Here is a 25,667-nt window from a genome sequence, read left to right as displayed (position 1 = left end):
CCTGCGGCAGAGCAGTCCGGAGAGAAGCGGGAAAAGCGTTTCCGGTGTCTATTCCGTATAATCGTGGGTTTCCATCCACTGCAGCAGTTTTTCGATGGAAGGATTGCTGTTTTCTGTTTTCCAGATAATCTCAAAATCCACCTCCTCCGGTGTGCCATCGCTTCGCAGCAAAGGAAGAATAATGAGATTTCGGGCGTTGTAGTAGTAGCGGACGGCATATTCCGGCAGAATTGCGATGCCGAAGCCGGCAGAGACCTCTAGAAGTACGGTCTGTACTTCGCGGTCACGGCTGATAATGTGAGGAATGAAGCCGCCGCGGTTATAGCAGAGGAGCACCTCTTCCGCTTCGTCTGTGGCACGTCCATGGGGCTGCATAATAATAAAATCCTCCTGTGCCAGATCCTGATAGGAAAGGTGATTGTGACCGGACAGAGGATGACCGGGATAGAGCACTGCCATCAGAGGAAAACGCTTGAGAAATCGGTGTGTCATATTCTCGTAGCCCTGTGCGGCGAGAGAAAGATTCAGGACAATATCGCAGCTGTTATCTTCCAGATGATGATACAGGGCGCTCATGTTATCGCGGATCAGGTGGAGGGAAATATTAGGATAAGCCTCCCGGAAGGTGCGCAGAGTCTCCGAAAAGCGGCTCTGCTCATAACCACGGATAAAACCAACGGAAAGCTCGCCGGTAACACCTTCAGAGGCGGTACGTGCCAGCTTGGCAGCCTCCTCAGCACGGATCAGGATGGCACGGGCTTCGTTGAGATAGACCTTTCCGGCGGCGGTAAGCTCTACATGATGCTTGTCCCGGATAAACAGCGAAACTCCCAGACGCTTTTCCAGAGACTGGATCTGCAGCGTGATGGCTGTCTGGGAGATATAGCATTTTTTGGCGGCTTTTGTAAAGCTTAATAATTCTGCCACGGCAATAAAATATTCTAACTGTTTTAAATTCATAAATACGCCCCCTGTAATAAGATTAACTTATTATAATATCTGATAATCATATTGGCAAGTCAGATAAAATTGTCTTATAATTTAGAAAAGATATTACGAAAGAAAGTGAGAAAATTATGGGAAAACTGAAAAATTTTTATGAAGGAAAGTATGCCCGCTATGTTCTGCCGGGTGTGCTGCTGCAGTCTGTATTGATCGGCGGAGGCTATGCGACCGGCCGTGAGATCTATTCTTATGGAGCAAAGTTTGGAAGTATGGGATGGATCGCCGGACTTACTATTGGGATCGGGTTTGCGCTTTTTGCATTTCTGACCTTTGAGATCTGCCGTATTTACAAGGTGTATGATTACAAGAATTATATCCAGAAGGTGATCGGACCATTGTGGCCGGTGATGGATATTCTGACGGTATTGATCGCCATCCTGCTGATCGCGGTTATGGCGGCGGCGACGGGAAGTATTTTTGAACAGGCAGGTATGCCGAATATTCTGGGATCTGTTGTGATCGTGCTGATCTGTGGATTTTTGAATTTCAAGGGTTCCAAACTGATCGAAAAGTTTGAATCCGTGGGAACGATTCTTTTGTATGGAGGCTATATTTTATTTACGATCCTTGTTATTGTAAATAAGGGAAGCAATATTCCGAAGGTATTTTCTACGATGGATACCAGTGCGTATGATGGTTCTGTGACAATTCCTCTGTGCATTTATACAGGTATTTTATATGTGGCTTACAATATCAATTCCATTCCTATGGGAATGTTTTCGCTGACACGTCAGACCAAGAGGAAAGAGACGTTCATTTCCGGTATGATCGCCGGTCTTTTGATGGTTATTCCGTGGTTCCTTTCTTATTTCGCAATGATGTGCTTTTATGGAGATACTTCTATTGTCGGTGCAGATGTTGCAACACCTTGGGTGGAAATGATCAAGGCGGTACATGGAGGTCCGGTGCTTCTGGCGGTATTTAGTATCGTTATGGGATGGACATTGGTTGAGACAGCGACCGGATGTATTCACATGATCATTGATCGTTTTGATGTGGCTCTGGAGGAGAAGGGGGCTGCCAAACTGACTGATGCCAAGAGAGGTATTGTTACAGTGGCGACACTGATTGGAGCACTGATCCTTTCCAGAATCGGTGTAGTAACATTGATCGAGCAGGGATATACCTACCTGTCATACGGTTTTATCCTGTTCTATCTGCTTCCGACATTGCTGGTAGGCGGCTACCGTATTATCCGCAACTGGAATAAATAAGTGGAAGCATCATGAGATATTTTGGAATGGAAGGAGAAATAGATATGCAAAATGTAGGATATTATAATGGAGAGATTGGCGCACTGGAGGAAATGAAAATTCCGATGTTGGACCGCGCGGTTTATTTTGGAGATGGTTGCTATGATGCCACCACATTTGCCAACAATAAGATCTTTGGTGAGAAGGATCATCTGGATCGTTTCTATAATAGCTGCAGGCTGTTGGAAATCCCGTTTGATATGCCAAGGGAGAAGCTGGTTGCCGAGCTTCAGAAATGTATTGATGCCAATGATAATGACCATGGTATGCTTTACTGGCAGTGCTCCCGTGGAACGGCACCCCGTGATCATAAGTTTCCGCCGAAGGAGGTAAAGCCGAATCTGATGATCTTTACGGTGCCTTGTGAGCTGATTCCGTTTGACCAGACATTCCGTCTGATCTCTATGGAGGACACCCGTTTCCTTCACTGCAATATTAAGACGTTAAATCTGATTCCAAGTGTCATTGCATATCAGCGTTGTATGGAGCAGGGCTGTCAGGAGACGGTATTCCACAGGGGAGACCGTGTGACAGAATGCGCCCACAGTAATATTCTGATGATCAAGGATGGGGTATTGTGTACTCCGCCAAGGGATAATCTGATCCTGCCGGGTATTACATTGAAGCATCTGCTGATGCTTGCAGAGCAGAATGGAATCCCAACCAAAGAGGCACCATTTACCATGCAGGAGCTTGCAGAGGCAGACGAGGTGATCGTCAGCAGTTCCGGCGGACTCTGTACACAGGCTGTTGAGCTGGATGGAAAGCCGGTGGGCGGCAAGGCTCCGGAGCTTTTAAAGAAGCTTCAGGATGCGTATGCGGCTTATTATGCTGAGGACACAAAGGCTTAAAGATAAGGACGGACATCATTCATATAAAAGGCAAGGAGAAGTCTTGTTTTCTGGATCGCAGTATCCATGGAGACAAGGCTTCTTATTTTTTGAATACGATAATTTACGGTGTTACGGTGTAGAAACAGTTCCGGCTCTGGTAAAAGCGTTGGTACAGGAGTGTGCGGCAAATGGTCTGATCGTAGAGAGTGCCGGTATCTATGGAAATGTTATCCGTTTCCTCGCTCCACTGGTGATCACGGATGAGTTTTCTTATGGAAATGGGGGTACAACATGAAGGAATTAATGATCAAACCGGAAATCTATCATTTTGATACGGTCCGCGCTTTTGCGGAGGAGTTTCAGATTGGAGAAGGAGATCTGGTGGTAACGAATGAATATATTTACAAATCGTTTTTTGGTGAACTGAATCTGAAATGTGATGTCATTTTTCAGGAAAAATACGGACAGGGAGAGCCTTCGGATGACATGGTGGAGGCAATGTACAAGGATATTCACGGAGAGCATAAGCGTGTGATCGCAGTAGGCGGTGGAACTGTCATTGATATTTCCAAGCTGTTTGCACTCAAAGAGGTATCTCCGGTTTTAGATCTCTATGACGGCAAAATCCCGCCGGTTAAGGATAAGGAGCTAGTCCTTGTGACGGAGCCTCTGGAAAGTCTGCCGTTTGGTGTGTTTGCGACCAGCTCCATTGATGCACTGGTACATGCGGTAGAGTCCAGCCTTTCTCCAAAAGGGAATCAGACCACAAGGATGTTTGGGTACAAGGCGATCGAGATGATCCTTGCCGGTTATCAGAAAATTGCCTTGTCACTAACGGCTTGCGGGAAGTTTGAGTAAGTAAAACAAAACCCGGAAAGGAATGATATGAGTTGAAAATCATATCGTTCCTTTCCGGGTCATTTTATATCTGTACAATTAATCGTACAGTGAAATATGATATCTGAGACTTCTGTATATTTTGTAGATGATCACGCCGATCATTCCAACAACGGTGCCTCCTACCAGTGCAATACCAAAAGCTCCTCCGATACCTAATAAGATCATACCTAATATATGCATTTTCATTCACCTTTCTTTTTGCAATATGCTTATAAAAGGCCTGCAGCCTGTTGGACTGCAGGCCTTTTATATAGAAGAGAGGGTGCTGATTTACAGTGCCCTCTTTTTCTGTATGAAAATGGCATCCCTGTCACAGCTTCTCCATTTCTGTCACAGAGAAATATTTTGTTATATCATTTCATACCTTCTGAGGATTTTTATTTTCATTTTTCATACCGAAATTTTCATACAGAAAGAAACCTCTTTCTCCCAAAAGAAGTCTGTGTCATTAGAAATTATGCATATATCAGCCCTTTGATCCGTCCTGCTGATGTATATATGTAATGATAACAGAACCATATGTGATAATACTGCTTGCAGTAATACTGGCTTCCCGAAAAAAGACCGTGTCTGGCAGACCACAAAGCGTTGCGGTAAGCCGGATCAGAGAACGTATTCTCGAAAAGATCCTGTTCTTCTGACCGGATACGGTCCGGCGTAATACCTCTGTAGAACCCCGCAGCATAGAATCTCCAAGCTGATCCGGGGAGCACATATCCTGCTCGGCGTTTTGTACCTGCAGCGTGCGAAGAATATCTGGGGATGCCGAAACAGACACGCCAAAATCAGGATCTGTCTTGACACGTTCAAAACACATCCCGGAGACTGTCAATATAATGATCAGACAGAGACTGATCCACCGTCTCATCTTATATGTCTCTTTCATCTGCAGCACCTCATTTCCAATATATTCTAGCAAAATTGAGAGGATTTTACAACTTATTGGAGATAACTTCCTGTTTTTTCTCGTTTTAAATAAAAATAGCAAAAAACAGTTAAGTTATGGTACAATATTTCATAGGGAAATGTGATTTGGTTTATAACTCAAATGAAAAGAATCTGTTTAGGAAGGGATAATTGTTTATGTATCATTTTTTGGTATTATTACAATACTTTGGAATTTTTGCATTAATTGTAGAAATTTTCTATGTGAGCCGGCAACAGAGTTCCAAACTGCAGATGGCATTAGTGCTTTTGTTGTATTCGTCCTTGATCAATATTGTGGGATATACTATGGAGATACAGGCAGGGAAACAGCAGGTTGCGATACAGGCAACAAAGTTTTCTTATTATGGTAAGCCGTTTGTTGTATTTTTTATGTATATGTTTATTATGGAGTACTGCAATCTGGTTGTGCCGAAGCTTCGCCGGAACATCCTCTTTGGAATCTGTATTTTAATCTGCGGTCTGGTGTCCACCAATGAGTACCACCATTTATATTATTCTTCCGTGTCCTATACCGGGGAGGGAATGTTTCCGCATCTGATCCTGAGCCATGGTGTATTATATAATCTGTATAACGTATTTATTGCTTATTATTTTATTGTGATCCTTTGGGCGGCAATCCGTAAGCTGCGTCAGACGAAATCACCGATCATCAGGAAACAGCTTTTGATGATATTGGGAATGGTTCTGCTTAGTATGCTCAGCCTGGTTCTGTTCCTGCTGCACCTGACCAATGGATATGATACTACGGCACCTGCGTATCTGGCAGCCGCCTTTATATTTGAACGGCTGATGCGTAAATATCGGTTGTTTGATACCTTGACGCTGGCCCAGGAGGAAGCCGTCAATCATATGGCAAACGGCCTGATCGTTATAGGAACTGCGGGAGAGGTGATATACTCCAACGAGGAAGCAGACCGGATATTGAATTGTCTGGAGCAGGAAGAAGGAAAGCGAGAGCTGGAGGATTTAAAAAAGCTTGCCGAAAAGCAGGAATATCTTTTTCTGGATAAATGCGCAGCGGAGGACGGAGAGAAACATCACACAACGGAAAAGTGTGTTTATGAGCTGGCACTGCATGATATTTCCAAAGGTGAGAACAATTATGGACAGACTTTGACTATGGCAGAGATTACGGACCGGTATTATTATACAGAACGTCTCCAGCGCGACCTGAGGAGTAAGACCAGAGAGGTTGTGCGGATCCAGCGTGATATTATCGGTAGTTTTGCTGCTATGATCGAGGCAAGAGACGGCATTACCGGATTACATATTAAAAACACCGGGAATCTGGTGCGTGTGCTGGTCAATGTAATGGCAGTGGACAAACGCTACAGGGATATCATTACGCTGGAATATGCGGATATGGTGGCGGCTGCGGCGAGACTTCACGATATTGGAAAGATTGCCATTCCGGATCGTATTCTTCAGAAGGAAGGAAAGCTTACTGATGAAGAGTTTGCCATTATGAAGACACATCCCCAGGAGGGAGCGAAAATCCTCAAGCATACCCTGAAGGATCTGGAAAATGACGCATATTGTGAGATTGCTTATGATATGGCAATGTATCACCATGAGAAATATAATGGTGCCGGGTATCCGGAGGGGATCAAAGGAGAAGAAATCCCATTGTCAGCCCGGATCATGGCAGTGGCGGATGTCTATGATGCTCTCCGGTCCAAACGTCACTATAAAGAGGGATTTTCAAAGGAAAAGGCAGTCGCTATTATGGAAGAAAGTAAGGGGAGTCATTTTGATCCATACATTGATGAGCTGTTTTTGAAGCATATTGATGAGATGGAGGCTGTGATCGACACAGGATACCACAAGGAGGAATCTTCCGCAAAAGAAACAAATAAGGAACTGTAAAAGTAAACGATAAACAAACAACAGATTCAAAGGATAAAACAGCGTTCCGGCCAGAACGTGGATATGTTCCTGTTAAGTGACGGGTTTTTATTATTTTCCTTGTCTACCTGGACGGGAGCATATCATTTCTGACCGGATAAGCTGTTTTTATTTATTGGTACAAAGCGGGTGCAATACAGGTTTGCCTGCAGCTAACATTTCTTTTTATCAATTTGTGGATTATATGCGTAGAAATTCTTTGGATTTCGCTGATCCTGAATGCGGCGCAGACATTCTCCAAATCTCTGGAAATGCACGATCTCACGCATCCGCAGGAAACGGATCGGATCAGCCACTTCCGGATCCTTCACGATCCGCAGGATATTGTCGTAGGTCAGACGTGCCTTCTGCTCTGCTGCCATATCCTCGTAGAGGTCGGTGATGGTATCTCCGGTGCTTTGGAACTGGCTGGCGCTGAATGGCTCTCCGCTGGCGGCCTGTGGCCAGATAGCAAGAGTGTGGTCAATATAATATTTGTCAAAACCGGAAGCCTTGATCTCCTCCGGAGTCAGATCTTTGGTGAGCTGGTGGATGATGGTTGCGACAATTTCCAGATGGCCTAATTCTTCGGTGCCGATGTCTGTCAGAGCCCCGGCTACCTTGCGGTCCTCCATGGAATACCGCTGTGACAGATAGCGCAGTGCAGCTCCGGCCTCCCCGTCGGGACCACCGTACTGACTAATGATCACCATTGCCGCTTTCGGATCGGTTCGTGTGATATGAACCGGATACTCCAGTCTTTTTTCATAATTAAACATATCATAAACTCCATTCTCATTTTATTTCATAGAAATTTTCAAATCCCTTAACGCTCCCAGGGCCATGGTGTCTCCACCCAAGTCCAGTAATCCTTGCAGTTTACCTGATCTGCCTGCAGAGGACCATATTTGCGGCTGTACTCATCCACTGCCTCCTGGCGCTGTTTTTTTACCATCTGATAATAGCTCAGTGCAACCTTATCACACGGATGAGTGTCCAGATACAGATTTGTTTCGGTGAGAGCAAAGCTGACCTGGGAAATAAATTTCAATAATCTCATTTGATCTTTGCTCATAATCTGCCTCCTTTTCCACAGCCCTGAGGGATGCAGCCATAAAATTGTAAATTCAGTTCAGGGAAGATCGTTCCGTTTGCGAGGCCGTCGCAGGGATCATAGATCTTATTCCACTGTTGCCACGGCACATAGCCCATGGCCAGTGGCATACCGTACAATGGGTCTGTACAGCAGTCCCCGGCAGAATCATTTTGACACTGGTTTGCAATTTCGGACTGACTCATGCCGCAGGTATTTTGGTTATCCGGCATGCTGCCGCAGGAGCAGGAATTCTGCATTTGATCGCAGTTTTCCATGCCACACGAACAGCCTCTGTTTCCGCGGCAGTTTACATTGCCGCGGCATCCATTCATTGTGTTCATAATATACATCCTTTCTAAATGTTTTCGAAAATATAAGGAATATTTTCTGGTTACATTTAATATATGCGGTAGTACAGACAAAGTGCGGGATAAAGAAGAGAAAGAGTAACAGGAATGTGAGATATGAAAGGAGCACGGAGAATGTATATGCCTGCTACCTGAATCCGGGCACCAACGGTTTCCCCGGCTCCTCAGACAACAGTAACTCCGAAAACTGCTCCGTCTGCGGTACCGGCCAAAACCGGCACATCGGTTCAGAAAAAGGTGTATAAAGTAACGGTTTCCAGGAAAAGAATAACGGAAGGACAGGGATTTGCAAATATGCAGATTCCTGTCTTGCAATTTCTCCAGAAAATATTATACTTAAAGGGATAATGTAAACAACGACACGACGCACGCGCACATTTGTCTCAGGGCGGTGTGTGGGATTGGAGGAAAAATGAAAGAGCTAAAGCCGATGAAGGAAGGAAAGGTACGGGAGATTTACGACAACGGAGACAGTCTGATCATGGTTGCAACAGACAGAATAAGCTGTTTTGACGTGATCCTTCATAATGAAGTGACCAAAAAAGGAACCGTGTTGACTCAGATGTCAAAGTTCTGGTTTGATCTGACACAGGACATTCTGCCAAATCATATGATTTCAGTCGATGTGAAGGATATGCCGGAGTTTTTCCGGCAGCCGAAGTTTGATGGAAATAGTATGATGTGCCGTAAGCTGGAAATGCTTCCAATCGAGTGTATTGTTCGAGGATATATTACAGGAAGCGGCTGGGCAAGCTATCAGGAGAATGGCACAGTCTGCGGTATTAAGCTGCCGGAGGGACTGAAGGAGTCTGATAAGCTGCCGGAACCGATCTATACACCGTCTACTAAGGCAGAGATTGGAGATCACGATGAGAATATTTCTTATGAGCAGAGCGTAGCTCATCTGGAGAAGTATTTTCCGGGTAAGGGCGAGGAGTATGCGCAGAAGCTGCGCGATTACACGATCGCATTATATAAGAAGTGCGCAGACTATGCTTTAGAAAAGGGTATCATCATTGCAGATACCAAGTTTGAGTTTGGTCTGGACGAGAATGGCAATATCGTTCTCGGTGATGAGATGCTGACGCCGGACAGCTCCAGATTCTGGCCGGCTGAGGGATATGAGCCGGGTCATGGACAGCCATCCTTCGACAAGCAGTTTGCCCGCGACTGGCTCAAGGCAAATCCGGACAATGACTGGACTCTTCCGGAAGATATCGTGGAGAAGACTATTTCAAAATATCTTCAGGCATATGAACTTTTGACCGGCAAGAAACTGTAATAATATGGCTTGACCCGTCAAACACCGACAAGAAGCATATTTGCTTGCAAATATGCGAAATTGAAGGTTTTTGCAGGATTACAGAATGGAGACGACTTATGAATATGACACAATTTGAAGGCTATAAATATATTGACGGCGGTGTTTGCGCTTCTCAGGGATTTCAGGCGAACGGTCTCAACTGTGGACTGAATCCGGACAAGGAGAAAAATGATCTTGGCATGGTATACAGTAAGGAACCTTGCCAGACAGCGGCTGTCTATACACAGAATAAGGTCAAAGGTGCGCCGATCCTTGTGACGAAGAAGCATCTGGAGGCCGGAAACGGAGTGACCCATGCGGTTCTTGTAAATTCCAAGAATGCCAATACCGGCAATGCAAACGGAGAGCAGGTGGCAGCCGAGACGTCCCGGCTGGCAGCAGATGCTCTGGGCATTACGGAGGATCAGGTGGTGGTTGCATCGACAGGAGTGATCGGACTTCCAATGCCTACGGCTCCGTTTGCAGACCATATGAAGCAGCTGGTGGATGGTCTCAGTGAGTCCGGCAATGATGCGGCGGCCACAGCGATCATGACCACCGATACCGTGAAGAAGCAGGTGGCAGTAGAGTTTGAAATTGATGGTAAGACATGTCATCTGGGTGGTATGGCAAAAGGAAGCGGCATGATCCATCCGAATATGGCCACAACTCTGAATTTCATTACTTCGGATGTGGCAATCAGCCATGAGATGATTCAGAGGGCTCTGGATGAGATTGTCAAGATTACATACAACTGTCTGAGCATTGACGGAGATACCTCTACCAATGATATGGTCAGCGTGATGGCAAACGGTCTTGCGGGCAATGAAGAGATCTGCACCACAGAGGATGCAGGTTTTGCTGTATTTAAGCAGGCGTTGTATATTGTTATGATGAATATGACGCGTATGCTTGCAAAGGACGGAGAGGGAGCAACGAAACTTTTAGAGTGTACATGCAAGGGAGCACCGGATCAGGAGACAGCGATCATCGTTGCTAAGAGTGTGATCCGTTCCCCATTGTTTAAATGTGCAATGTTTGGAGAGGATGCAAACTGGGGACGTGTGTTGTGTGCCATTGGTTATGCAGACGCAGATTTTGCAATTGATACCATGGATGTAGATCTTTCGTCCGCAGCAGGGACTCTGGAGGTGTGCAGAAATGGTGCAGGTATTGATTTTTCCGAGGAGTTTGCGGCAAAAGTGCTGGCGGAGGATGAGATCTATATTGACATTGATCTGAAGCAGGGAAACGGCTCTGCAAAGGCATGGGGCTGTGATCTCACCTATGATTATGTAAAGATTAATGGAGATTACCGTTCTTAAGTGCTTTACCATTTCGGTAAAATCGGGTATGATATAGCAGTGGCCTGTTGTTTACAGTGCTTCAAAAAGGAAAGGTGGAAATATCAGATGAAGTATATTTATGGGGTAGATTTAGGTGGAACTACAGTAAAAATGGGGCTTTTTGATCAGGAAGGCAATATGCTGGAGAAATGGGAGATCGTGACACGTAAGGAAAATAACGGCGAGTTGATCCTGCCGGATATTGCGAAGGCGATTGCTGACAAAAATGAAGAAAAGTCCATTGATAAAAGTGATATTATTGGTATTGGCATGGGTGTGCCGGGACCGATCACAGAGGATGGACGTGTGCTGAAATGTGCAAATCTGGGATGGGGCATTTTCTCCGTAGCGGATGAGCTTCGTAAGCTGACAGGTGTAGAAAAGATCAAAGTGGGCAATGATGCAAACGTAGCGGCTCTCGGAGAGCAGTGGCGCGGAGGTGGCAGAGGATTTGACAGCATTGTTATGGTTACTCTGGGTACCGGAGTAGGCGGAGGAATCATCCTGAACGGCAAGATCCTGACCGGAAGCAACGGTGCGGCAGGAGAAATTGGTCATTTGCTGGTAAATCCTCACGAGAAACGCACTTGTGGCTGTGGCAAGAAGGGCTGTCTGGAGCAGTATTCTTCTGCAACGGGTATTACCAGAATGTCCAAGGAGAAGCTGGAACAGACAGATACACCGTCAGAGCTTCGCCAGTATGATCATCCGATCACCGGACTGGAGCTGTTTAAGGCATACAAAAATAACGATGCTCTGGCAAAGGAGATTGTAGATACATTCTCCAGCTATCTGGGCAAGGGACTTTCCCATGTGGCTGCCGTGGTAGATCCACAGGCGTTTGTAATTGGCGGCGGTGTCTCCAAAAACGGACAGATTGTTCTGGATGTGGTACAGGAGAAGTACGAGCAGGACGTTATGTTTGCACTCAAGGGCAAGGAGTTCCGTCTGGCAGAACTTGGAAATGATGCCGGTATGTATGGCGCCGTAAGAATGGTTTTATCGTAAAATTTATATTTTTCCTATGAAAATACTGCGATTTACTTTCTTTTTTAGAAAAAATGTGTTATAATATAGTTATCTAGCGGATAGATGACACGAGATTTTGAAGCTGACATATATTTATAGAAAGCAGAGGTGATTATTGTGTTTGATTTTTTAAAGAAAAAGGAAACTTGGAAGGCAACATTTAAGACATTAGGTTCTGCATATAGTTATGCGAAGGTTGGTGACACAATCATCTTGCAGGAGCCAGATTCAGATCTTTCCGAGATTCAGTTCCAGCGTAAACTGGAGGAGGCAATGTATAAATTTAAAGTTGAGATTACACAGGGACCATCTCACACGGAGGGATTTTGGCAGGTAGAACTGGTGCGTGCCTGATTGGTTGTACAGAGATGTAACTGATGAACAGATGAGTCCGGTCAGTGCCTGAGAGCATTGCCGGGCTTATTTTTTCTGTGGAATACAAATCCTGAGGGGTAAGAAACAATGGAAATGAAGATGATCGGCAGGATCCACACGGATTTTGCGACAAAGTTTGGAGTGCCGAGACAGAGTGGTCTGGTGCCGGAACTTATTGGAAAGATTGTTTTGGAGCCGGAATATCGCAATCCGGATGCGTTCCGTGGGCTGGAGGAGTTTTCTCATCTCTGGCTTGTATGGGAGTTTTCAGAGGCAGTTCGGTCGGAATGGTCTCCTACAGTGCGGCCGCCCCGTCTGGGTGGAAATCGTCGGGTTGGCGTATTCGCAACGCGTTCTCCGTTTCGTCCCAATCCCATTGGCCTGTCCTGTGTAAAATTGGAGCAGATTGATCTGCAGGATTCCAGAAAGCCTGTAATCTGGGTATCAGGAGTCGATATGATGGACGGGACACCTATTTATGATATTAAGCCATATCTTCCTTATGCGGACAGTCACCCTGGGGCCAAGGGGGGCTTTACGGATGGAACACAGGTGCGGCGTGTCAAAGTGGAGTTTCCGGAGGAGCCTGTCGCTGCGTCGGAGATTTCCGGAGAAAAGCTTCAGGCACTTCGGGGTGTTTTAGAACAGGACCCCAGACCAAGATATCAGAAGGATCCGGAGCGAATCTACGGCATGAGTTTCGGGGAATATGAAGTAAAATTTACGGTGCAGGAGAATGTTTTACGGGTCGTAGAGCTTGTGCGGGGGTAGAACTCAGGCAGATCAAGACCAAAGACCATTATGCGATAGATGGCAGGAAAGGAATGTGGAAACATTATGAAATATCAAAAAGCAATTACGTTTAGTTATGATGATGGCATTGAATCAGACCGGAAGCTGGTGGAGATTTTGAACCGTTACGGGATGAAGTGTACTTTTAATCTGAATACCGGCATACAGAGCCGTGAAAGTCGTTTTGAGATTGAAGGAAAAGAGATTTGCCGTATGGATCAGGAAACTATCAGAGATCTGTATGCCGGGCATGAAATTGCAGTTCACGGGCTGACTCACCGGGCACCTGTGGATATGACCGAGGAGGAGATGGATCAGGAATTTTTGACAGATATTGATAATATTACCCGGATCTATGGACAGAAACCGGTAGGCATGGCGTATGCCTATGGTGCCTATGATCAGGCAGCAGTAGATTATCTGCAGCGTCATGGAATAAAATACGGTCGTACCGTGGAAGCGACACATGGTTTTGCGGTACCGGAGAATCCAATCCTGTTAAAGGCGACCTGTCATCATGATGATGAGCAGCTTTTCGAGCTGGCGCAGCAATTTCTGGAAAGCGAACCGGCACCGGGAGAGCAGCAGTTGTTTTATATCTGGGGACACAGCTATGAGTATTATGTGAAAGATAACTGGGATCGTTTGGAGAAGCTTTGCCGGATGTTTGCGGACCGGCGTGATATTTTCCGGGGAACCAACCGGGAGTGTCTGGAAATGTTTGGAGCAATCTGATAATGGTATTGGAGAATGGCCGGGATAATTGTGAAATGACATATAAAGTGTTACAGACTGCTAAAATGCGGGGTCTGTAACACTTTTTGTTTTACATATTGAATATACATAAGAAGGGGAATGGTTTGATGGTATATCAATCCTTATCCCAGAAATGGAACCCGATGATAATGCCCCCTACAATTACTACAAGTCCAATAATGCATACTGCGCTTAATGTCAATCCTGTCATCATGACGATCACCTCCTTGAAAATAATTCTGTCTGATACCTTATTCGTTTATATATTGACTTCGTTGTCTGTTTATATGTGCCATTATATCACAGAAATGTTGCAGCATAGATAAATTTATTTTACGCGAAAAGCCCGAAGCTTTTGCTTCGGGCTTTTCAAAGTAACACTCAAAGGAGTGGTCACAAGGCAGAGGGAGCTGCCTCATGACCGAAAATGAAAAAAATGAAAAAGAATCTATAACAAACATTAGTCAGTCGGCTTATTTATGTTTATGAATTCATTATAGAAAGCAGATGTGATGTAAAATTGTTTAATTTCTAAAAAAACTATGAACTTTCCAAAAACGCCGAAAAAACTATGTTTACAATTAGCAGGTCATTATCTTTGGCCGTATTTTACCAGAATGTTCTGAATTCTCTCTGTCGGATTCAGGAGATCGCTGATGGACTGATCGTGATTTAATGTATCGATCAGCAGAGCTACATATTTGCTCATATCTACGGAGATATAATAATCTCTGGAAAGAAGCTCCTGTGGCTGATATACAAGGTTTGTTGTCATAACACGATAGATCAGTCCCTTTTCGACTGCTTCATCAAACTTGTCCATTCCATTGGTGAAAAGACCGAACGTAGCGGCAACAAAAATACGGTTTGCTTTCCGGCGCTTTAACTCTGTGGCCACATCGATCATACTCTCGCCGGAGGAGATCATATCATCTGTGATGATCACATCCTTGCCCTCCAGATCGGCACCCAGGAACTCGTGTGCGATGATCGGATTGCGTCCGTCCACAATACGGCTATAGTCACGACGTTTGTAAAACATTCCCACATCAATGCCGAGGACATTGGCATAGTAAACGGCTCTTCCCAGAGCACCCTCATCCGGACTGATAACCATCAGATTCTGTGCATCAATCTTAATGTCCGGTACATTCTTTAACAGCGCCTTGATAAACTGGTAGGTTGGCTGAACGGTCTCGAAGCTCTTGAGAGGGATTGCGTTCTGTACCCGCGGATCATGTGCATCAAATGTAATGATACTTTCCACGCCCATCTGTGTAAGCTCCTGTAATGCAAGGGCACAGTCGAGGGATTCTCTGCTGGAACGACGGTGCTGACGGCTTTCATACAAAAACGGCATAATGACAGTGATACGTCTTGCTTTGCCGCCTACAGCAGCGATCAGACGCTTCAGATCCTGATAATGATCGTCCGGGGACATATGATTTACCTGCCCGCATACCTTATAGGTCAGGCTGTAGTTGCAGACATCAACCAATAAAAAGAGGTCATCGCCTCGAACAGATTCACGGATCAGCCCCTTTGCTTCGCCGGAACCGAAACGTGGGCAGGCGCAGTCGATCAGATAAGAATCCTTGCTGTAATCAGCAATGGAAGAAGCCGGTGCTTCCATTCGGGAACGCTCCTGACGCCATTCTACAATGTAGTCGTTGACGCGGTTTCCCATTTCCCTGCTGCTTTCCAATGCTAAAATTCCCAGATTACCCACAGGTATTGTTTCTGCCAGTTTGTCGTGTCGTTTCATGTTATGAAATCCTCCATTCTTACATGTGTGAATTTATGATATTGGGGTTTAATGATACCGTCCGGATTGCCTGATACCTTGTCAGACGGGGATCATTAAGATATATTTTTCGGAGTGTGTGCCCGCAGCTTCTTGAGAGGGCGGATATCATCTCCGATGATCATACAGAAGTGATAGTAGCCGGTGAAACGGGAGAAAATGCGCTCGCCGTACCGGTTTAACAATTCCTGAAATGTCAGATTGGTGGAAAGGATCGTTGATTTCTGCTGTAGATGCCTTTCCTCAATGAAATGGTACAGCTCAGAGATTGTAAAGCTGTTTGTGAGTTCAGTACCAAGATCATCAATAATGAGCAGATCACTATGGATCAGATAATCTGTTTTGGTGCGGATTTGTTCACTTTCCTCGTCTTTGCCAAACCTGCCTTTCTCTAAAATATCAAATAGCTGTAAAGAAGTCAAGTAAACGACCGTGTGACCCGTGTCGAGAAGCTCTTTGGCAATGCAGTGGGTCAGAAATGTTTTTCCGACGCCGGTAGGTCCGTAAAATATGAGATTATCATAGGCGTCATCAAAGTGTTTAATGAAATCCAGACAAATATCCTTTAATTTATTGATATTTTCCTTTGGAGTTAGAGAAAGATTATCATTAACAGTGGTATCGTCGTAGTATTCACTGTCAAAAGTATCAAAATTTTCTTCTAAAAGGATGTCGCTGAGGTTTGCGTTGGCATAGAGAAAATCGGCCTGTGCCTTCGTCAGGCAATGGCATGGTCTTCCGTCGATATATCCGGTATCATGGCAATCAGGACAGGTGTAAACAGGGGACAGGTAATCTTTGGGATACCCGTGTTCTTCCAAAAGAGCCTGTTTTTTCTCAAACAGAGCCTGCATATGCCGGGCGTACCGGGCAGCGGTAGATTGTGCCTGCTCCGGCTGCAGCAGTTCATTACGGGCCTGCTGGAAAGAAAGCTGTATGATCTGTCCCTGAAGCTCCTCTAGTTCGGGAATTTCCTTATGAAGAGCTTCTGTACGCTGATCCAGGATACGCTGGTTTTTCATCCGTGTTCTGTCATACTGATCCATGATACTTCCGTATTGGTTTGCTGAAATCCCCATGATATCTTGTCCTTTCCTGTGCGAAAATGTAATTCTAAATTTCAAATATTAAACCTGTAACAGTTGTCTTTCCAAAGCGGCGGTTTCTGCCTGGGAACGCTTATGCTGAACTGTTCCGGAATCGCTGCCGTTGCGCTTGGCGGCTCTTTCCATCGCTTTTTCATTGGCAAAGGCCTCATCTGCTTTCTGGATATCTGCCAGTGTATGTACGCCGGATCGGTGCCAGCGCTCTACAATGGCCTCTGCATATTTGAAATCGCCATGCTGCAGTTTCAATAATGTGCGGTTACAGGCTTCAAGAATAACACTCAGGTCCATGCTCCACTGATTCTGCCAGCGGTCAACAAAATCCTTTTCTATGGCAGCCAGAGGGCGCCCCAGTGCCATTGCTTTGGAAACAGCATTATAGGTGGTGTTGTACTCGATTGTTGCGTTTTGTGCATCATCAGGTGTTTTTACCTGTTTTTCATCCCATGCGATCGCCACCTTCTCAATATAGCTGGTGCTTGTCTTGCCGAGCGAAATGCAGTACTCATACAGATGCAGGATCAACTCGGAAGAAAAGTGAAGTGTATCGTATAAATATGTAATAAGCTGTAACTCCTTCGGTTTGACCGGCCGCCCCAGATAGCTCTCCACCACATTGGAGGTCCAGCAGAAGTCATCATTTTCAGCGAGACGGTTCATTTGCTCCGTCGTTACCTGAATCGTTTTATGGCTGCTTTTTGGCCTGGCTTCCACTGTAGAGATAGAAGGCGAAGCTGTCTGTGTCTTTGATGCCGCAGTAGTCTTTGAATGCTCCGGTTTTTGCTCGGAAGCTTTTGCGTCATTGTCGGTGCTGGCATCTGTGGCAGAGTGGTTGTCCGACGCAGCTTCCTCCAATGAAGAGTGTGCATCTTTATTGGAAGAGGATCTTTTGGCAGATGTGCCGGTTGTATCTCCGGTATCAGCGGAAAGATCAGCAAAGGAGCGGGATTCTTCCTGGGCGGATAGTGTTTCATCAGGGTTCAGAACGTCAATGCCGAGAATCTCCTCTCCGTCCTCGCCTCTGGTAAGCCTCATTAATCCCTGCTTCTCCCAGTAATTCAATGCACGGATCACGTCCTTCTCCGTATTTTCCATCTGATCAGCCAGTGAGGAGATGGAGAGATCTTCCTCGCCCGCCTGGATGCATTTGGAAAGGTACAGATACACTTTTACATAACTTCCGTTTGCATGAAGCATATATTTCTCGATAAATGTATTGTGAATTGATGTGACCAATGGTATATGATTGGAGCACAGCAGTATATTATCCATGTAAATCCTCCGTTCCCAGCAGTTATTTTAAGTAATCATTATAAGAAAACTGCTTTATATCTCAAGTCTGTATCCTATAATAACACAAAGAAAAAAACTTGCAAACACCGATAAACAGTGGGTTTCTGTGGATTTTCAATTGTGGATAATGTGAATAATGTGGACGGAATTCATGAAATCCCTGTGAATTCCTGGGTTTTATAAACAAAAATTATCCACAATATTTGTCGACAGTTTTTGACAAAAAATTGTGGATAATGTGGATAACTTATTTTTTGATCAGATCTTCTCCGATAGATACAACATTTCCGGCACCCATAGTTATCAACAGGTCACCGTTGATACATTTTTCTGATAAAAATTTTTCGATCTCCTCAAAAGATGGAAAATAATAGGCATCCTTTCCGAGTTTTTTGATCTCTTCCTGCAGGGTGCGGGAAGAAATATCTCCCGGATCATCCTCTCTGGCGGCATAGATATCAGCCAGAACAATATTCTCTGCCTGGGACAGAGCCTGTGCAAACTCTTTTAAAAGGGCGCGGGTACGGGAATAAGTATGTGGCTGGAATACACACCACAGATGCTTGTGAGGAAATTTCTCTGCCGCAGTCAGCGTCGCTGTGATCTCTGTCGGATGATGTGCATAATCGTCCACCACAGTTACCCCGTTGAAAGAACCCTTCAACTCAAAACGACGCTCTGTTCCTTCAAAGGCAAGAAGCCCCTGTCTGATGGAATCCATATCTATATGATAATACTGTGCCAGTGCAATGGCAGACAGTGCATTGGCTACATTGTGACGGCCGATGACATGAAGGTCGATGGGAGTCTCTCTGATTCCGTTGCGGATCAGGTCAAAGTGTCCATAACCGTGCTCATCAAAGGAAATATTATCGGCAAAATAATCACAGTCACTTGTGAGACCAAATGTGATCACCTGACAGGCAAGACCTTCTGTGATCTCGGCCAGATCCGGAATCTCGCCATTTACAATAAGAACCCCATGCTCCGGGATAAGCTCGGCAAAACGACGGAAGGAATGACGGATATCGTTGATATCTTTGAAGAAATCCAGATGATCCGCATCAATATTCAGGATAATCCCGGCTGTTGGGTGGAACTTCAGGAAACTGTTGGTGTATTCGCAGGCCTCAGTAATAAAATCCTGGGAATGACCTACGCGGATATTTCCGTCAATCGCTTTCAGGATGCCGCCAACGGAGATGGTTGGGTCCTTCTGCGCTTCCAGAAAGATATGGGATACCATGGAGGTAGTCGTTGTCTTGCCATGTGTACCGGAAATTGCAATGGCATTCTGGTAATTTTTCATTACCTGTCCTACCATTTCGGCACGTTCCATCATTGGAAGTCCCAGTTCTTTTGCTGCTTTAAATTCGGGATTGTCCGGATGGATGGCTGCCGTATATACAACAAAGTCGATATCCCCGGTAATATTTTCTTTGGACTGGCCATATATTATATGGATACCAAGTGACTCCAGGTGGTCAGTGATCTTGCTTTCGTGGGCATCGGAGCCATGTACCTGAAAACCGTAATCGTGCAGAAGCTGGGCAAATCCGCTCATGCTGATACCGCCGATTCCGATGAAATATACATTTGCCGGATGGTTAAAGTCAATCTGATACATAATAAAAACCACGCCTTTCTTCTATATATAATATGTAATGTTCTTACATTATTATAACGAATAAGGGGAAAATTACAATTCCTTTATTGGATATTTCTGTGGGGGAAAGCGAAAAAAGGTTTGTTCTGTATTCTATGAAAATGCCCGGAGACGTTGTGCATTTTTTTGCTTGAAAAAGGAGGTGAAATGTAATAATCCGGTAAAAATTAGTCAAAATATCTAAAAAATAGAAAATATTTTCAAATTATTTGTCAAATTTATTCCCAATTTATGAAAAGTGTGTTATAATACAATTATTCTGAACAACAAGGGGTGATATCGTGATAAAGAAAGAAATGATTGCAATGTTACTGGCAGGTGGTCAGGGCTCTCGTCTTGGAGTACTCACAGCAGATGTTGCAAAGCCTGCAGTTTCATTTGGTGGTAAGTATCGTATAATTGATTTTCCATTAAGTAACTGTATTAATTCGGGGGTAGATACAGTTGGAGTTCTGACTCAGTATCAGCCGTTGCGTCTGAACACTCACATTGGAATTGGTATTCCGTGGGATCTGGACAGAAATGTCGGCGGTGTTTCCATCCTGCCGCCGTATGAGAAAAGTACCAGCAGTGAGTGGTACACAGGAACTGCCAATGCAATATATCAGAACTTGCGATATATGGAGCAGTATAATCCTGATTATGTACTTATTTTGGGTGGAGATCATATTTACAAGATGGATTACGAGGTTATGCTCGACTTCCATAAAGCCAACAATGCAGATGTTACGTTAGCGACAATTCCTGTTCCGCTGGAAGAGGCAAGCCGTTTTGGTGTGGTTATTACGGATGAGCATAAAAAGATCCAGGAGTTTGAGGAGAAACCGGAGCATCCACGCAGCAATCTTGCGTCTATGGGTATTTACATTTTCTCATGGCCTGTACTTCGCGAGGCGTTGCTGAAGCTGAAGGATCAGCCGGCATGTGACTTTGGTAAACATATTATTCCGTACTGCCACGAGCAGGGCAAGCGTATTTTTGCATATGAGTACAATGGATACTGGAAGGATGTAGGAACCCTTGGTTCTTATTGGGAGTCCAACATGGAACTGATCGATCTGATTCCTGTATTCAACCTTTATGAGGAGTTCTGGAAGATCTATACCAAGAGTGATCGTATTCCTCCGCAGTATATCGCAAAGGATGCCGTTGTGGATAAGGCGATTATTGGCGAAGGATGTGAGATTTACGGCGAGGTACATAATTCTGTGATCGGCTGTGGTGTTACGATCGAAAAAGGAGCGGTAGTGAGGGATTCCATCATTATGAGCTCTACGACGATCGGTGCCGGGACAACGGTTGACAAGTCTATCATTGCAGAGGGAGTTACTGTTGGTAAGAACTGCGAGCTGGGTATCGGTGAAGAGAAGGAAAACAAAGTAAAACCGAGTGTTTATGCGTTTGGTCTGGTAACCATCGGAGAGGATTCTGTGATTCCGGACGGCGTTAAGATTGGAAAGAACACAGCAATTTCCGGCATCACAGAGCCGGCAGATTATCCGAATGGTCTTTTGGACGGCGGTGAGACATTGATTAAGGTAGGTGACAGAGAATGAGAGCGATAGGTATTGTATTAGCTGGTGGTAATAGCAGCCGGATGAAAGAGCTTTCCAACAAGAGAGCAATTGCAGCTATGCCAATAGCCGGCAGCTTCCGAAGCATTGACTTTACATTGAGTAACATGACGAATTCGCATATCCAGAAGGTGGCTGTATTTACACAATATAATGCAAAGTCGCTGAATGAGCATTTGAATTCTTCAAAATGGTGGGATTTTGGTAGAAAACAGGGGGGCTTATATGTATTCACTCCTACCACGACACCGGACAACAGTTACTGGTACCGGGGTACTGCAGATGCAATCGCACAGAATATCGGATTTCTGAAGAGCAGCCACGAGCCGTATGTTGTTATCGCATCCGGAGATGGCGTGTACAAGATGGACTACAATAAGGTCCTTGAGTATCACATTGCCAAGAAAGCGGATTTTACCGTAGTAACAACAGATATGAATGAGAAGGATGATCCGAGTCGTTTCGGCGTTATTTCTACCGATATGGACGGGCGTATCACAAGCTTTGAGGAGAAGCCGATCCAGGCAAAGGGACAGCAGGTATCTGCGGGTATTTATATTGTACGCCGCCGTCTGCTGATCGAGCTGATCGAGAAGGCTGATCAGGAGGAAAGATATGATTTCGTTAAGGATATCCTGATCCGTTACAAGGACATCAAAAAGATTTATGCATACAAGCTGGATACATATTGGAGTAATATTTCCTCTGTGGAATCTTACTTCCGCACCAATATGGATTTTCTGAAACCGGAGATCCGCGATTACTTCTTTAAGCAGTATCCGGATGTATATTCTAAGGTGCAGGATCTTCCGCCTGCAAAATATAATGCAGGTTCTGATGTGAGAAACAGTCTTGTATCCAGTGGATGTATCATCAATGGACAGGTAGAGGATTCTATTTTGTTCAAAGAAGTATACGTTGGAAATAATTGTGTCATTAAGAATTCGATCATTTTGAATGATGTTTATATTGGCGACAATACACACATTGAGAATTGTATCGTAGAAAGCAGAGATACAATCCGTGCAAATACAGAGTATATTGGCGAAAATGGACAGATTCGTATTGTGATCGAGAAAAACGAGCGTTATGCACTTTGATGTCGGGCGCAGAATGAATACAGGAGAGTTTCTTCTTATTTGATAACAATATTGTCTGGAATCAAAGGAGGTTTCCAACATGCAGATAACAGATGTGCGTATCCGCAAAATTGCAAAAGAAGGTAAAATGAAAGCAATCGTTTCGATTACCCTTGATGGAGAGTTTGTTGTTCACGATATTAAGGTGATTGAAGGAGAGAAGGGACTTTTTATTGCAATGCCGAGCAGACGCGCAGGAGATGGAGAATATCGTGACATAGCCCATCCGATCAATTCGGAGACCAGGGAGATGATCCAAAATATAATTTTGGAGAAGTATGAAACTGTGCTGGAGGAAGACGAGACTGACAGCACGGAGGTCTGACGGAAGGCTTCCTGGTTTTCAGGGGGCAGGGAGGCAGATCGAAAACGGCGTATGCCGTTATAATACGGGGAAGGTGAATTCACAATATACACCATGGAACGGAGACGGGAGTGCCTGTCTCCGTTTTCGACAAAAGAAAAGTGGAGGATACCGAAATGAAAATGAAAAAATTAAAACCAAACTTACCGAAAATGAAAATGCCGAAGCTGAAGCTTTCGGTACCGAAAAAAGGATCTGTTAAAATAGATAAGAATTCTGTGAAGTGGAAAGTTATGCTGCCCATTACTATGCTTGGGGTCATGCTTTTCCTGTGCAGTATTCTCTGCATTGGTCAGCTGAAGGGGATGCTTCGTGCCAGCCAGATGATCTCAGAACGATATGCGCAGAATATCAGTAAGCTGGGAGAGATTGCCGAGAATTTCCAGTCTCTTCACCGGGTAGTTTATGCTCATTGTCTGGCAGAGGAAAAAGCTTCCACAGAAGAATTGGCGACGGAGGCAAGCTCCCTGCGCAGCGATATACAGGGTGCTAATATTGAGTATGAAGAGATGATGCAGAGTGAGAAAGAGAAGGAACAGTTCCAGCAGTTTGAAAGTGACTACGAGGAATACCTTACAAACTTTGAGCAGGCAATCCGTCTGAGCGAGAAGAATCGTAATGAGGAAGCGGAAAATCTGGCCAATGGTACTCTGAGCACATTGGGCAAGACCATCTCTGACGAGATCAGTGATATGGTTAAGAGCAACAAGGAGGGAATGGAGTCAGCCATTTCAAAGCAGAAGATCAAATATAACTCTTCTATATTTATGGTTGTAATCATTTTGATCAGTGGCGTTTTTGTGGATGTGCTGGGTGTTACGATCAGCCACCGAAGCATCAGTCTTCCTCTTGGGAGGATTGACAGTAAGCTGTCCAAGGTCATTGATGATGTACAGTCAGGACATGGTGATCTGACTGAGAGAATATCTGTGGACAGCAGGGATGAGATGGGTAAGATTGCTACAGGGATCAATGTGTTCCTGGAAACTCTGCAGAGTATTATGAAGGAGATTACCACCAGTGCAAATAGTCTGGAGGAGATCGTAGGCAATGTGTCGGAGCATGTGACTACAGCCAATGACAGTTCTGCAGACATTTCTGCTTTGATGGAACAGTTGTCAGCGTCTATGCAGGAGATTTCTTCGACTGTGTCCAATATCAGTGATAATGCTACAGAAGTCAATGGAAATATCGTTGAGCTGGCAGATGCTTCCAAGGAACTGCTGGATTACGCCGGAAATATGCGGGAGCGTGCGGAGAAGCTGGAATCCACTGCGGTGGAAACCAAGAAAAACACCAGCGTTGTGGTAAATGGCATTATCAAAAAGCTGGAGGAGGCAATTGAAGGGAGTAAGAGTGTTGCGACTGTCAATGAGCTGACCGATGAAATTCTGAGCATATCCAGCCAGACCAATCTGCTGGCACTGAATGCTGCGATCGAGGCGGCGAGAGCAGGGGAGGCCGGAAAAGGCTTTGCTGTTGTTGCGGATGAGATCAGTAATCTTGCAGCAGAGAGCCGGAAAGCAGCCAATAATATCCAGAATATCAATCAGGTTGTTGTAGGTGCTGTAGAGGAATTGACAGAGCAGTCCAGAACAATTGCTTCCTATGTAATGGAAGATATCTCTACAGATTATGATGGGTTTGTGGATTCCGGTGCCCAGTACAAAAAAGATGCTGTTCATGTAGATGAGATTGTTACTCGTTTTCATCAGATGGCAGACGAGGTGCAGATCCTGGTGGACAATATCACAAGAGCCATCCAGGGGATCAGTGCTGCGGTGGACGAAAGTGCCAAGGGCGTAAGCTCTGCGGCAACTAATACTACAGAACTGGTACAGGGTATGGGAGAGATTGCAAGCCAGATGCAGGAAAACAAAGAGATTGCAGAAAAGCTGACCGGTGAAGCCGGAAAGTTTGACCGATTATAAAGAACAGGGATGCTGTCATCTGAAACGAAGTTGTGCATTTTCACAACAAAAGTTTCCGGTGACGGCATTTTTTGTGCAAAACGTAGAAAAAGTAAAAAATACAAAAAAAATAAAAAAAGTCCTTGAAAAGCCTGTAAAATCTTGCTACAATAGCAAATGCTGTGACATTGATAGCTGTGAAGCGTGAGGTTGCTGTCATCTGGTAACGAATGACAGGTTTTCCGTGGAGCGAATGTCAAGTTAGGAAACTGGCGACAAGTCACTGTACCAATTTAACATTCTGCGAAAGCAGATAGAGACAGAAGGGATGTCCTGCGTTACCCGATGTGATTCAACAGGACACACCCGGATAAGTGTACAGTCACCACTTGTTGCGCTATTACAACGAGCATGATTCGATGCCAATCAGATCAGTTTGCTCGCAAAAGTGCGAAAAGGAGGCGGCTTTTTTTATGGCTAACGTAATGAGAATTACACTGAAGGCGTATGACCACAATCAGATTGATCATGCTGCTGGGAAGATTATTGAGACAGCAAAGAAGACTGGCGCTAATGTAAGCGGTCCGGTACCTCTTCCTACAAAGAAGGAAGTAGTTACAATTCTTCGTGCGGTTCACAAGTACAAAGATTCCAGAGAGCAGTTTGAGCAGAGAACTCACAAGAGACTGATTGATGTTATCGCTCCAACACAGAAGACCATCGAAGCATTAACAAAGATGGAGATTCCTTCCGGTGTAGCTGTACAGCTCAAGATGAAGGAAAAGTAAGATTTTAAAGAGAAAGTCCTTAGGGTTTATATAAACGAAGTTTTTTGAATCAAACTTGCACATTATAGACCGTCTAGGATGAATACGATTCCAACCGGCAGTAAAAACTGCGTGCGCCAATCGTATTCCGCTGTA

General features: G+C 44.8%; 26 protein-coding genes. 15 read left to right on the top strand and 11 right to left on the bottom strand.

The annotated features are described in order from the left end of the window. Window positions 1-48: 48 nt before the first annotated feature. Window positions 49-960, bottom strand: a complete 912-nt coding sequence (locus tag H8704_RS06790; protein WP_249297758.1) for a LysR family transcriptional regulator — start codon at window positions 958-960, stop codon at window positions 49-51. A 116-nt stretch (window positions 961-1,076) separates the two neighbouring features. On the opposite strand from H8704_RS06790, the gene H8704_RS06785 reads away from it, so the two are divergent. Together H8704_RS06785 and H8704_RS06780 are read left to right on the top strand one after the other, a co-directional pair. Beyond that, on the top strand, window positions 1,077-2,219 hold the full coding sequence (locus tag H8704_RS06785; RefSeq protein ID WP_118677375.1) for a YkvI family membrane protein: 1,143 nt from the start codon (window positions 1,077-1,079) through the stop codon (window positions 2,217-2,219). 44 nt (window positions 2,220-2,263) lie between these two features. Next, a complete protein-coding gene (locus tag H8704_RS06780; protein WP_249297757.1) occupies window positions 2,264-3,109 on the top strand; it encodes an aminotransferase class IV in 846 nt (281 codons plus the stop codon). Here the strand turns inward: H8704_RS06780 and H8704_RS14525 are convergent. Further along, a complete protein-coding gene (locus H8704_RS14525; protein WP_408611193.1) occupies window positions 3,106-3,279 on the bottom strand; it encodes a helix-turn-helix domain-containing protein in 174 nt (57 codons plus the stop codon). The two genes, H8704_RS06780 and H8704_RS14525, sit on opposite strands and share 4 nt — an antisense overlap. Before the next feature lie 103 nt (window positions 3,280-3,382). On the opposite strand from H8704_RS14525, the gene H8704_RS06770 reads away from it, so the two are divergent. Further along, on the top strand, window positions 3,383-3,949 hold the full coding sequence (locus H8704_RS06770) for an iron-containing alcohol dehydrogenase (protein ID WP_249297756.1): 567 nt from the start codon (window positions 3,383-3,385) through the stop codon (window positions 3,947-3,949). A gap of 78 nt (window positions 3,950-4,027) precedes the next feature. Here the strand turns inward: H8704_RS06770 and H8704_RS06765 are convergent, their stop codons facing one another. Then, a complete protein-coding gene (locus H8704_RS06765; RefSeq protein ID WP_182439518.1) occupies window positions 4,028-4,171 on the bottom strand; it encodes a hypothetical protein in 144 nt (47 codons plus the stop codon). A gap of 286 nt (window positions 4,172-4,457) precedes the next feature. Further along, a complete protein-coding gene (locus H8704_RS06760; protein WP_249297755.1) occupies window positions 4,458-4,877 on the bottom strand; it encodes a hypothetical protein in 420 nt (139 codons plus the stop codon). 197 nt (window positions 4,878-5,074) lie between these two features. Here H8704_RS06760 and H8704_RS06755 point away from each other — a divergent pair, with 197 nt between their 5' ends. After that, window positions 5,075-6,805 carry an HD domain-containing phosphohydrolase gene (locus H8704_RS06755; RefSeq protein WP_249297754.1) on the top strand — a complete coding sequence of 577 codons (1,731 nt, stop codon included), beginning with the start codon at window positions 5,075-5,077 and terminating at the stop codon, window positions 6,803-6,805. A 191-nt stretch (window positions 6,806-6,996) separates the two neighbouring features. Here the strand turns inward: H8704_RS06755 and H8704_RS06750 are convergent, their stop codons facing one another. From H8704_RS06750 to H8704_RS06740, 3 genes are read right to left on the bottom strand one after another with little or no spacing between them, the layout of a single operon-like run. Then, on the bottom strand, window positions 6,997-7,602 hold the full coding sequence (locus tag H8704_RS06750; protein WP_118677383.1) for a manganese catalase family protein: 606 nt from the start codon (window positions 7,600-7,602) through the stop codon (window positions 6,997-6,999). 47 nt (window positions 7,603-7,649) lie between these two features. Continuing rightward, window positions 7,650-7,898 carry a spore coat protein CotJB gene (locus tag H8704_RS06745; RefSeq protein WP_249297753.1) on the bottom strand — a complete coding sequence of 83 codons (249 nt, stop codon included), beginning with the start codon at window positions 7,896-7,898 and terminating at the stop codon, window positions 7,650-7,652. Next, on the bottom strand, window positions 7,895-8,260 hold the full coding sequence (locus H8704_RS06740) for a spore coat associated protein CotJA (protein WP_249297752.1): 366 nt from the start codon (window positions 8,258-8,260) through the stop codon (window positions 7,895-7,897). The genes H8704_RS06745 and H8704_RS06740 overlap by 4 nt, the downstream gene beginning before the upstream one ends. A gap of 439 nt (window positions 8,261-8,699) precedes the next feature. On the opposite strand from H8704_RS06740, the gene H8704_RS06735 reads away from it, so the two are divergent. The 6 genes from H8704_RS06735 (at window position 8,700) to H8704_RS06710 (ending at window position 13,867) form a co-directional block, all read left to right on the top strand. Beyond that, the gene (locus H8704_RS06735; RefSeq protein WP_022465709.1) at window positions 8,700-9,569 is read left to right on the top strand and encodes a phosphoribosylaminoimidazolesuccinocarboxamide synthase; all 870 of its coding nucleotides are present in this window, start codon (window positions 8,700-8,702) and stop codon (window positions 9,567-9,569) included. A 98-nt stretch (window positions 9,570-9,667) separates the two neighbouring features. Beyond that, window positions 9,668-10,915: a bifunctional glutamate N-acetyltransferase/amino-acid acetyltransferase ArgJ gene (gene argJ, locus H8704_RS06730; protein ID WP_249297751.1), complete on the top strand. Its 1,248-nt coding sequence runs from the start codon at window positions 9,668-9,670 to the stop codon at window positions 10,913-10,915. A gap of 87 nt (window positions 10,916-11,002) precedes the next feature. Further along, window positions 11,003-11,944, top strand: coding sequence for an ROK family glucokinase (locus H8704_RS06725; RefSeq protein WP_118677391.1), 942 nt, complete (start codon window positions 11,003-11,005; stop codon window positions 11,942-11,944). 138 nt (window positions 11,945-12,082) lie between these two features. Then, window positions 12,083-12,319 carry a hypothetical protein gene (locus H8704_RS06720; protein ID WP_022465706.1) on the top strand — a complete coding sequence of 79 codons (237 nt, stop codon included), beginning with the start codon at window positions 12,083-12,085 and terminating at the stop codon, window positions 12,317-12,319. A 108-nt stretch (window positions 12,320-12,427) separates the two neighbouring features. Beyond that, window positions 12,428-13,111, top strand: coding sequence for a tRNA (N6-threonylcarbamoyladenosine(37)-N6)-methyltransferase TrmO (tsaA, locus tag H8704_RS06715; protein ID WP_330605856.1), 684 nt, complete (start codon window positions 12,428-12,430; stop codon window positions 13,109-13,111). 66 nt (window positions 13,112-13,177) lie between these two features. Continuing rightward, window positions 13,178-13,867 carry a polysaccharide deacetylase family protein gene (locus tag H8704_RS06710; RefSeq protein ID WP_182439520.1) on the top strand — a complete coding sequence of 230 codons (690 nt, stop codon included), beginning with the start codon at window positions 13,178-13,180 and terminating at the stop codon, window positions 13,865-13,867. Between the two features lie 613 nt (window positions 13,868-14,480). Here the strand turns inward: H8704_RS06710 and H8704_RS06705 are convergent. The 4 genes from H8704_RS06705 to murC form a co-directional block, all read right to left on the bottom strand. Next, complete coding sequence (locus H8704_RS06705) at window positions 14,481-15,653, bottom strand: ribose-phosphate pyrophosphokinase (protein WP_022465702.1); 1,173 nt, start codon at window positions 15,651-15,653, stop codon at window positions 14,481-14,483. Between the two features lie 95 nt (window positions 15,654-15,748). After that, the gene (locus H8704_RS06700) at window positions 15,749-16,771 is read right to left on the bottom strand and encodes an ATP-binding protein (RefSeq protein WP_022465701.1); all 1,023 of its coding nucleotides are present in this window, start codon (window positions 16,769-16,771) and stop codon (window positions 15,749-15,751) included. Window positions 16,772-16,819: 48 nt separating this feature from the next. After that, the gene (locus H8704_RS06695; protein ID WP_249297750.1) at window positions 16,820-18,070 is read right to left on the bottom strand and encodes a DnaD domain protein; all 1,251 of its coding nucleotides are present in this window, start codon (window positions 18,068-18,070) and stop codon (window positions 16,820-16,822) included. Between the two features lie 268 nt (window positions 18,071-18,338). After that, window positions 18,339-19,718: a UDP-N-acetylmuramate--L-alanine ligase gene (gene murC / locus H8704_RS06690; RefSeq protein ID WP_249297749.1), complete on the bottom strand. Its 1,380-nt coding sequence runs from the start codon at window positions 19,716-19,718 to the stop codon at window positions 18,339-18,341. A 320-nt stretch (window positions 19,719-20,038) separates the two neighbouring features. Between murC and H8704_RS06685 the strand changes: the two genes are divergently transcribed. The 5 genes from H8704_RS06685 (at window position 20,039) to rpsJ (ending at window position 25,532) form a co-directional block, all read left to right on the top strand. Next, on the top strand, window positions 20,039-21,313 hold the full coding sequence (locus tag H8704_RS06685) for a glucose-1-phosphate adenylyltransferase (RefSeq protein ID WP_022465698.1): 1,275 nt from the start codon (window positions 20,039-20,041) through the stop codon (window positions 21,311-21,313). Continuing rightward, on the top strand, window positions 21,310-22,431 hold the full coding sequence (glgD, locus tag H8704_RS06680) for a glucose-1-phosphate adenylyltransferase subunit GlgD (protein WP_022465697.1): 1,122 nt from the start codon (window positions 21,310-21,312) through the stop codon (window positions 22,429-22,431). Before H8704_RS06685 ends, glgD begins: the two co-directional genes overlap by 4 nt. Window positions 22,432-22,510: 79 nt before the next feature. Next, window positions 22,511-22,795, top strand: a complete 285-nt coding sequence (gene spoVG / locus H8704_RS06675; RefSeq protein ID WP_022465696.1) for a septation regulator SpoVG — start codon at window positions 22,511-22,513, stop codon at window positions 22,793-22,795. Between the two features lie 155 nt (window positions 22,796-22,950). After that, window positions 22,951-24,765 (top strand): methyl-accepting chemotaxis protein, encoded by a 1,815-nt coding sequence (locus H8704_RS06670; protein ID WP_249297748.1) that lies wholly within the window; start codon window positions 22,951-22,953, stop codon window positions 24,763-24,765. A 452-nt stretch (window positions 24,766-25,217) separates the two neighbouring features. Beyond that, on the top strand, window positions 25,218-25,532 hold the full coding sequence (rpsJ, locus tag H8704_RS06665; protein ID WP_022306338.1) for a 30S ribosomal protein S10: 315 nt from the start codon (window positions 25,218-25,220) through the stop codon (window positions 25,530-25,532). Window positions 25,533-25,667 lie beyond the last annotated feature (135 nt).

The sequence above is a fragment of the Jutongia huaianensis genome, from assembly GCF_014384985.1.
Classification (GTDB): Bacteria; Bacillota; Clostridia; order Lachnospirales; family Lachnospiraceae; genus Jutongia; species Jutongia huaianensis.
This window is presented reverse-complemented; position numbering and strand designations above follow the sequence as displayed.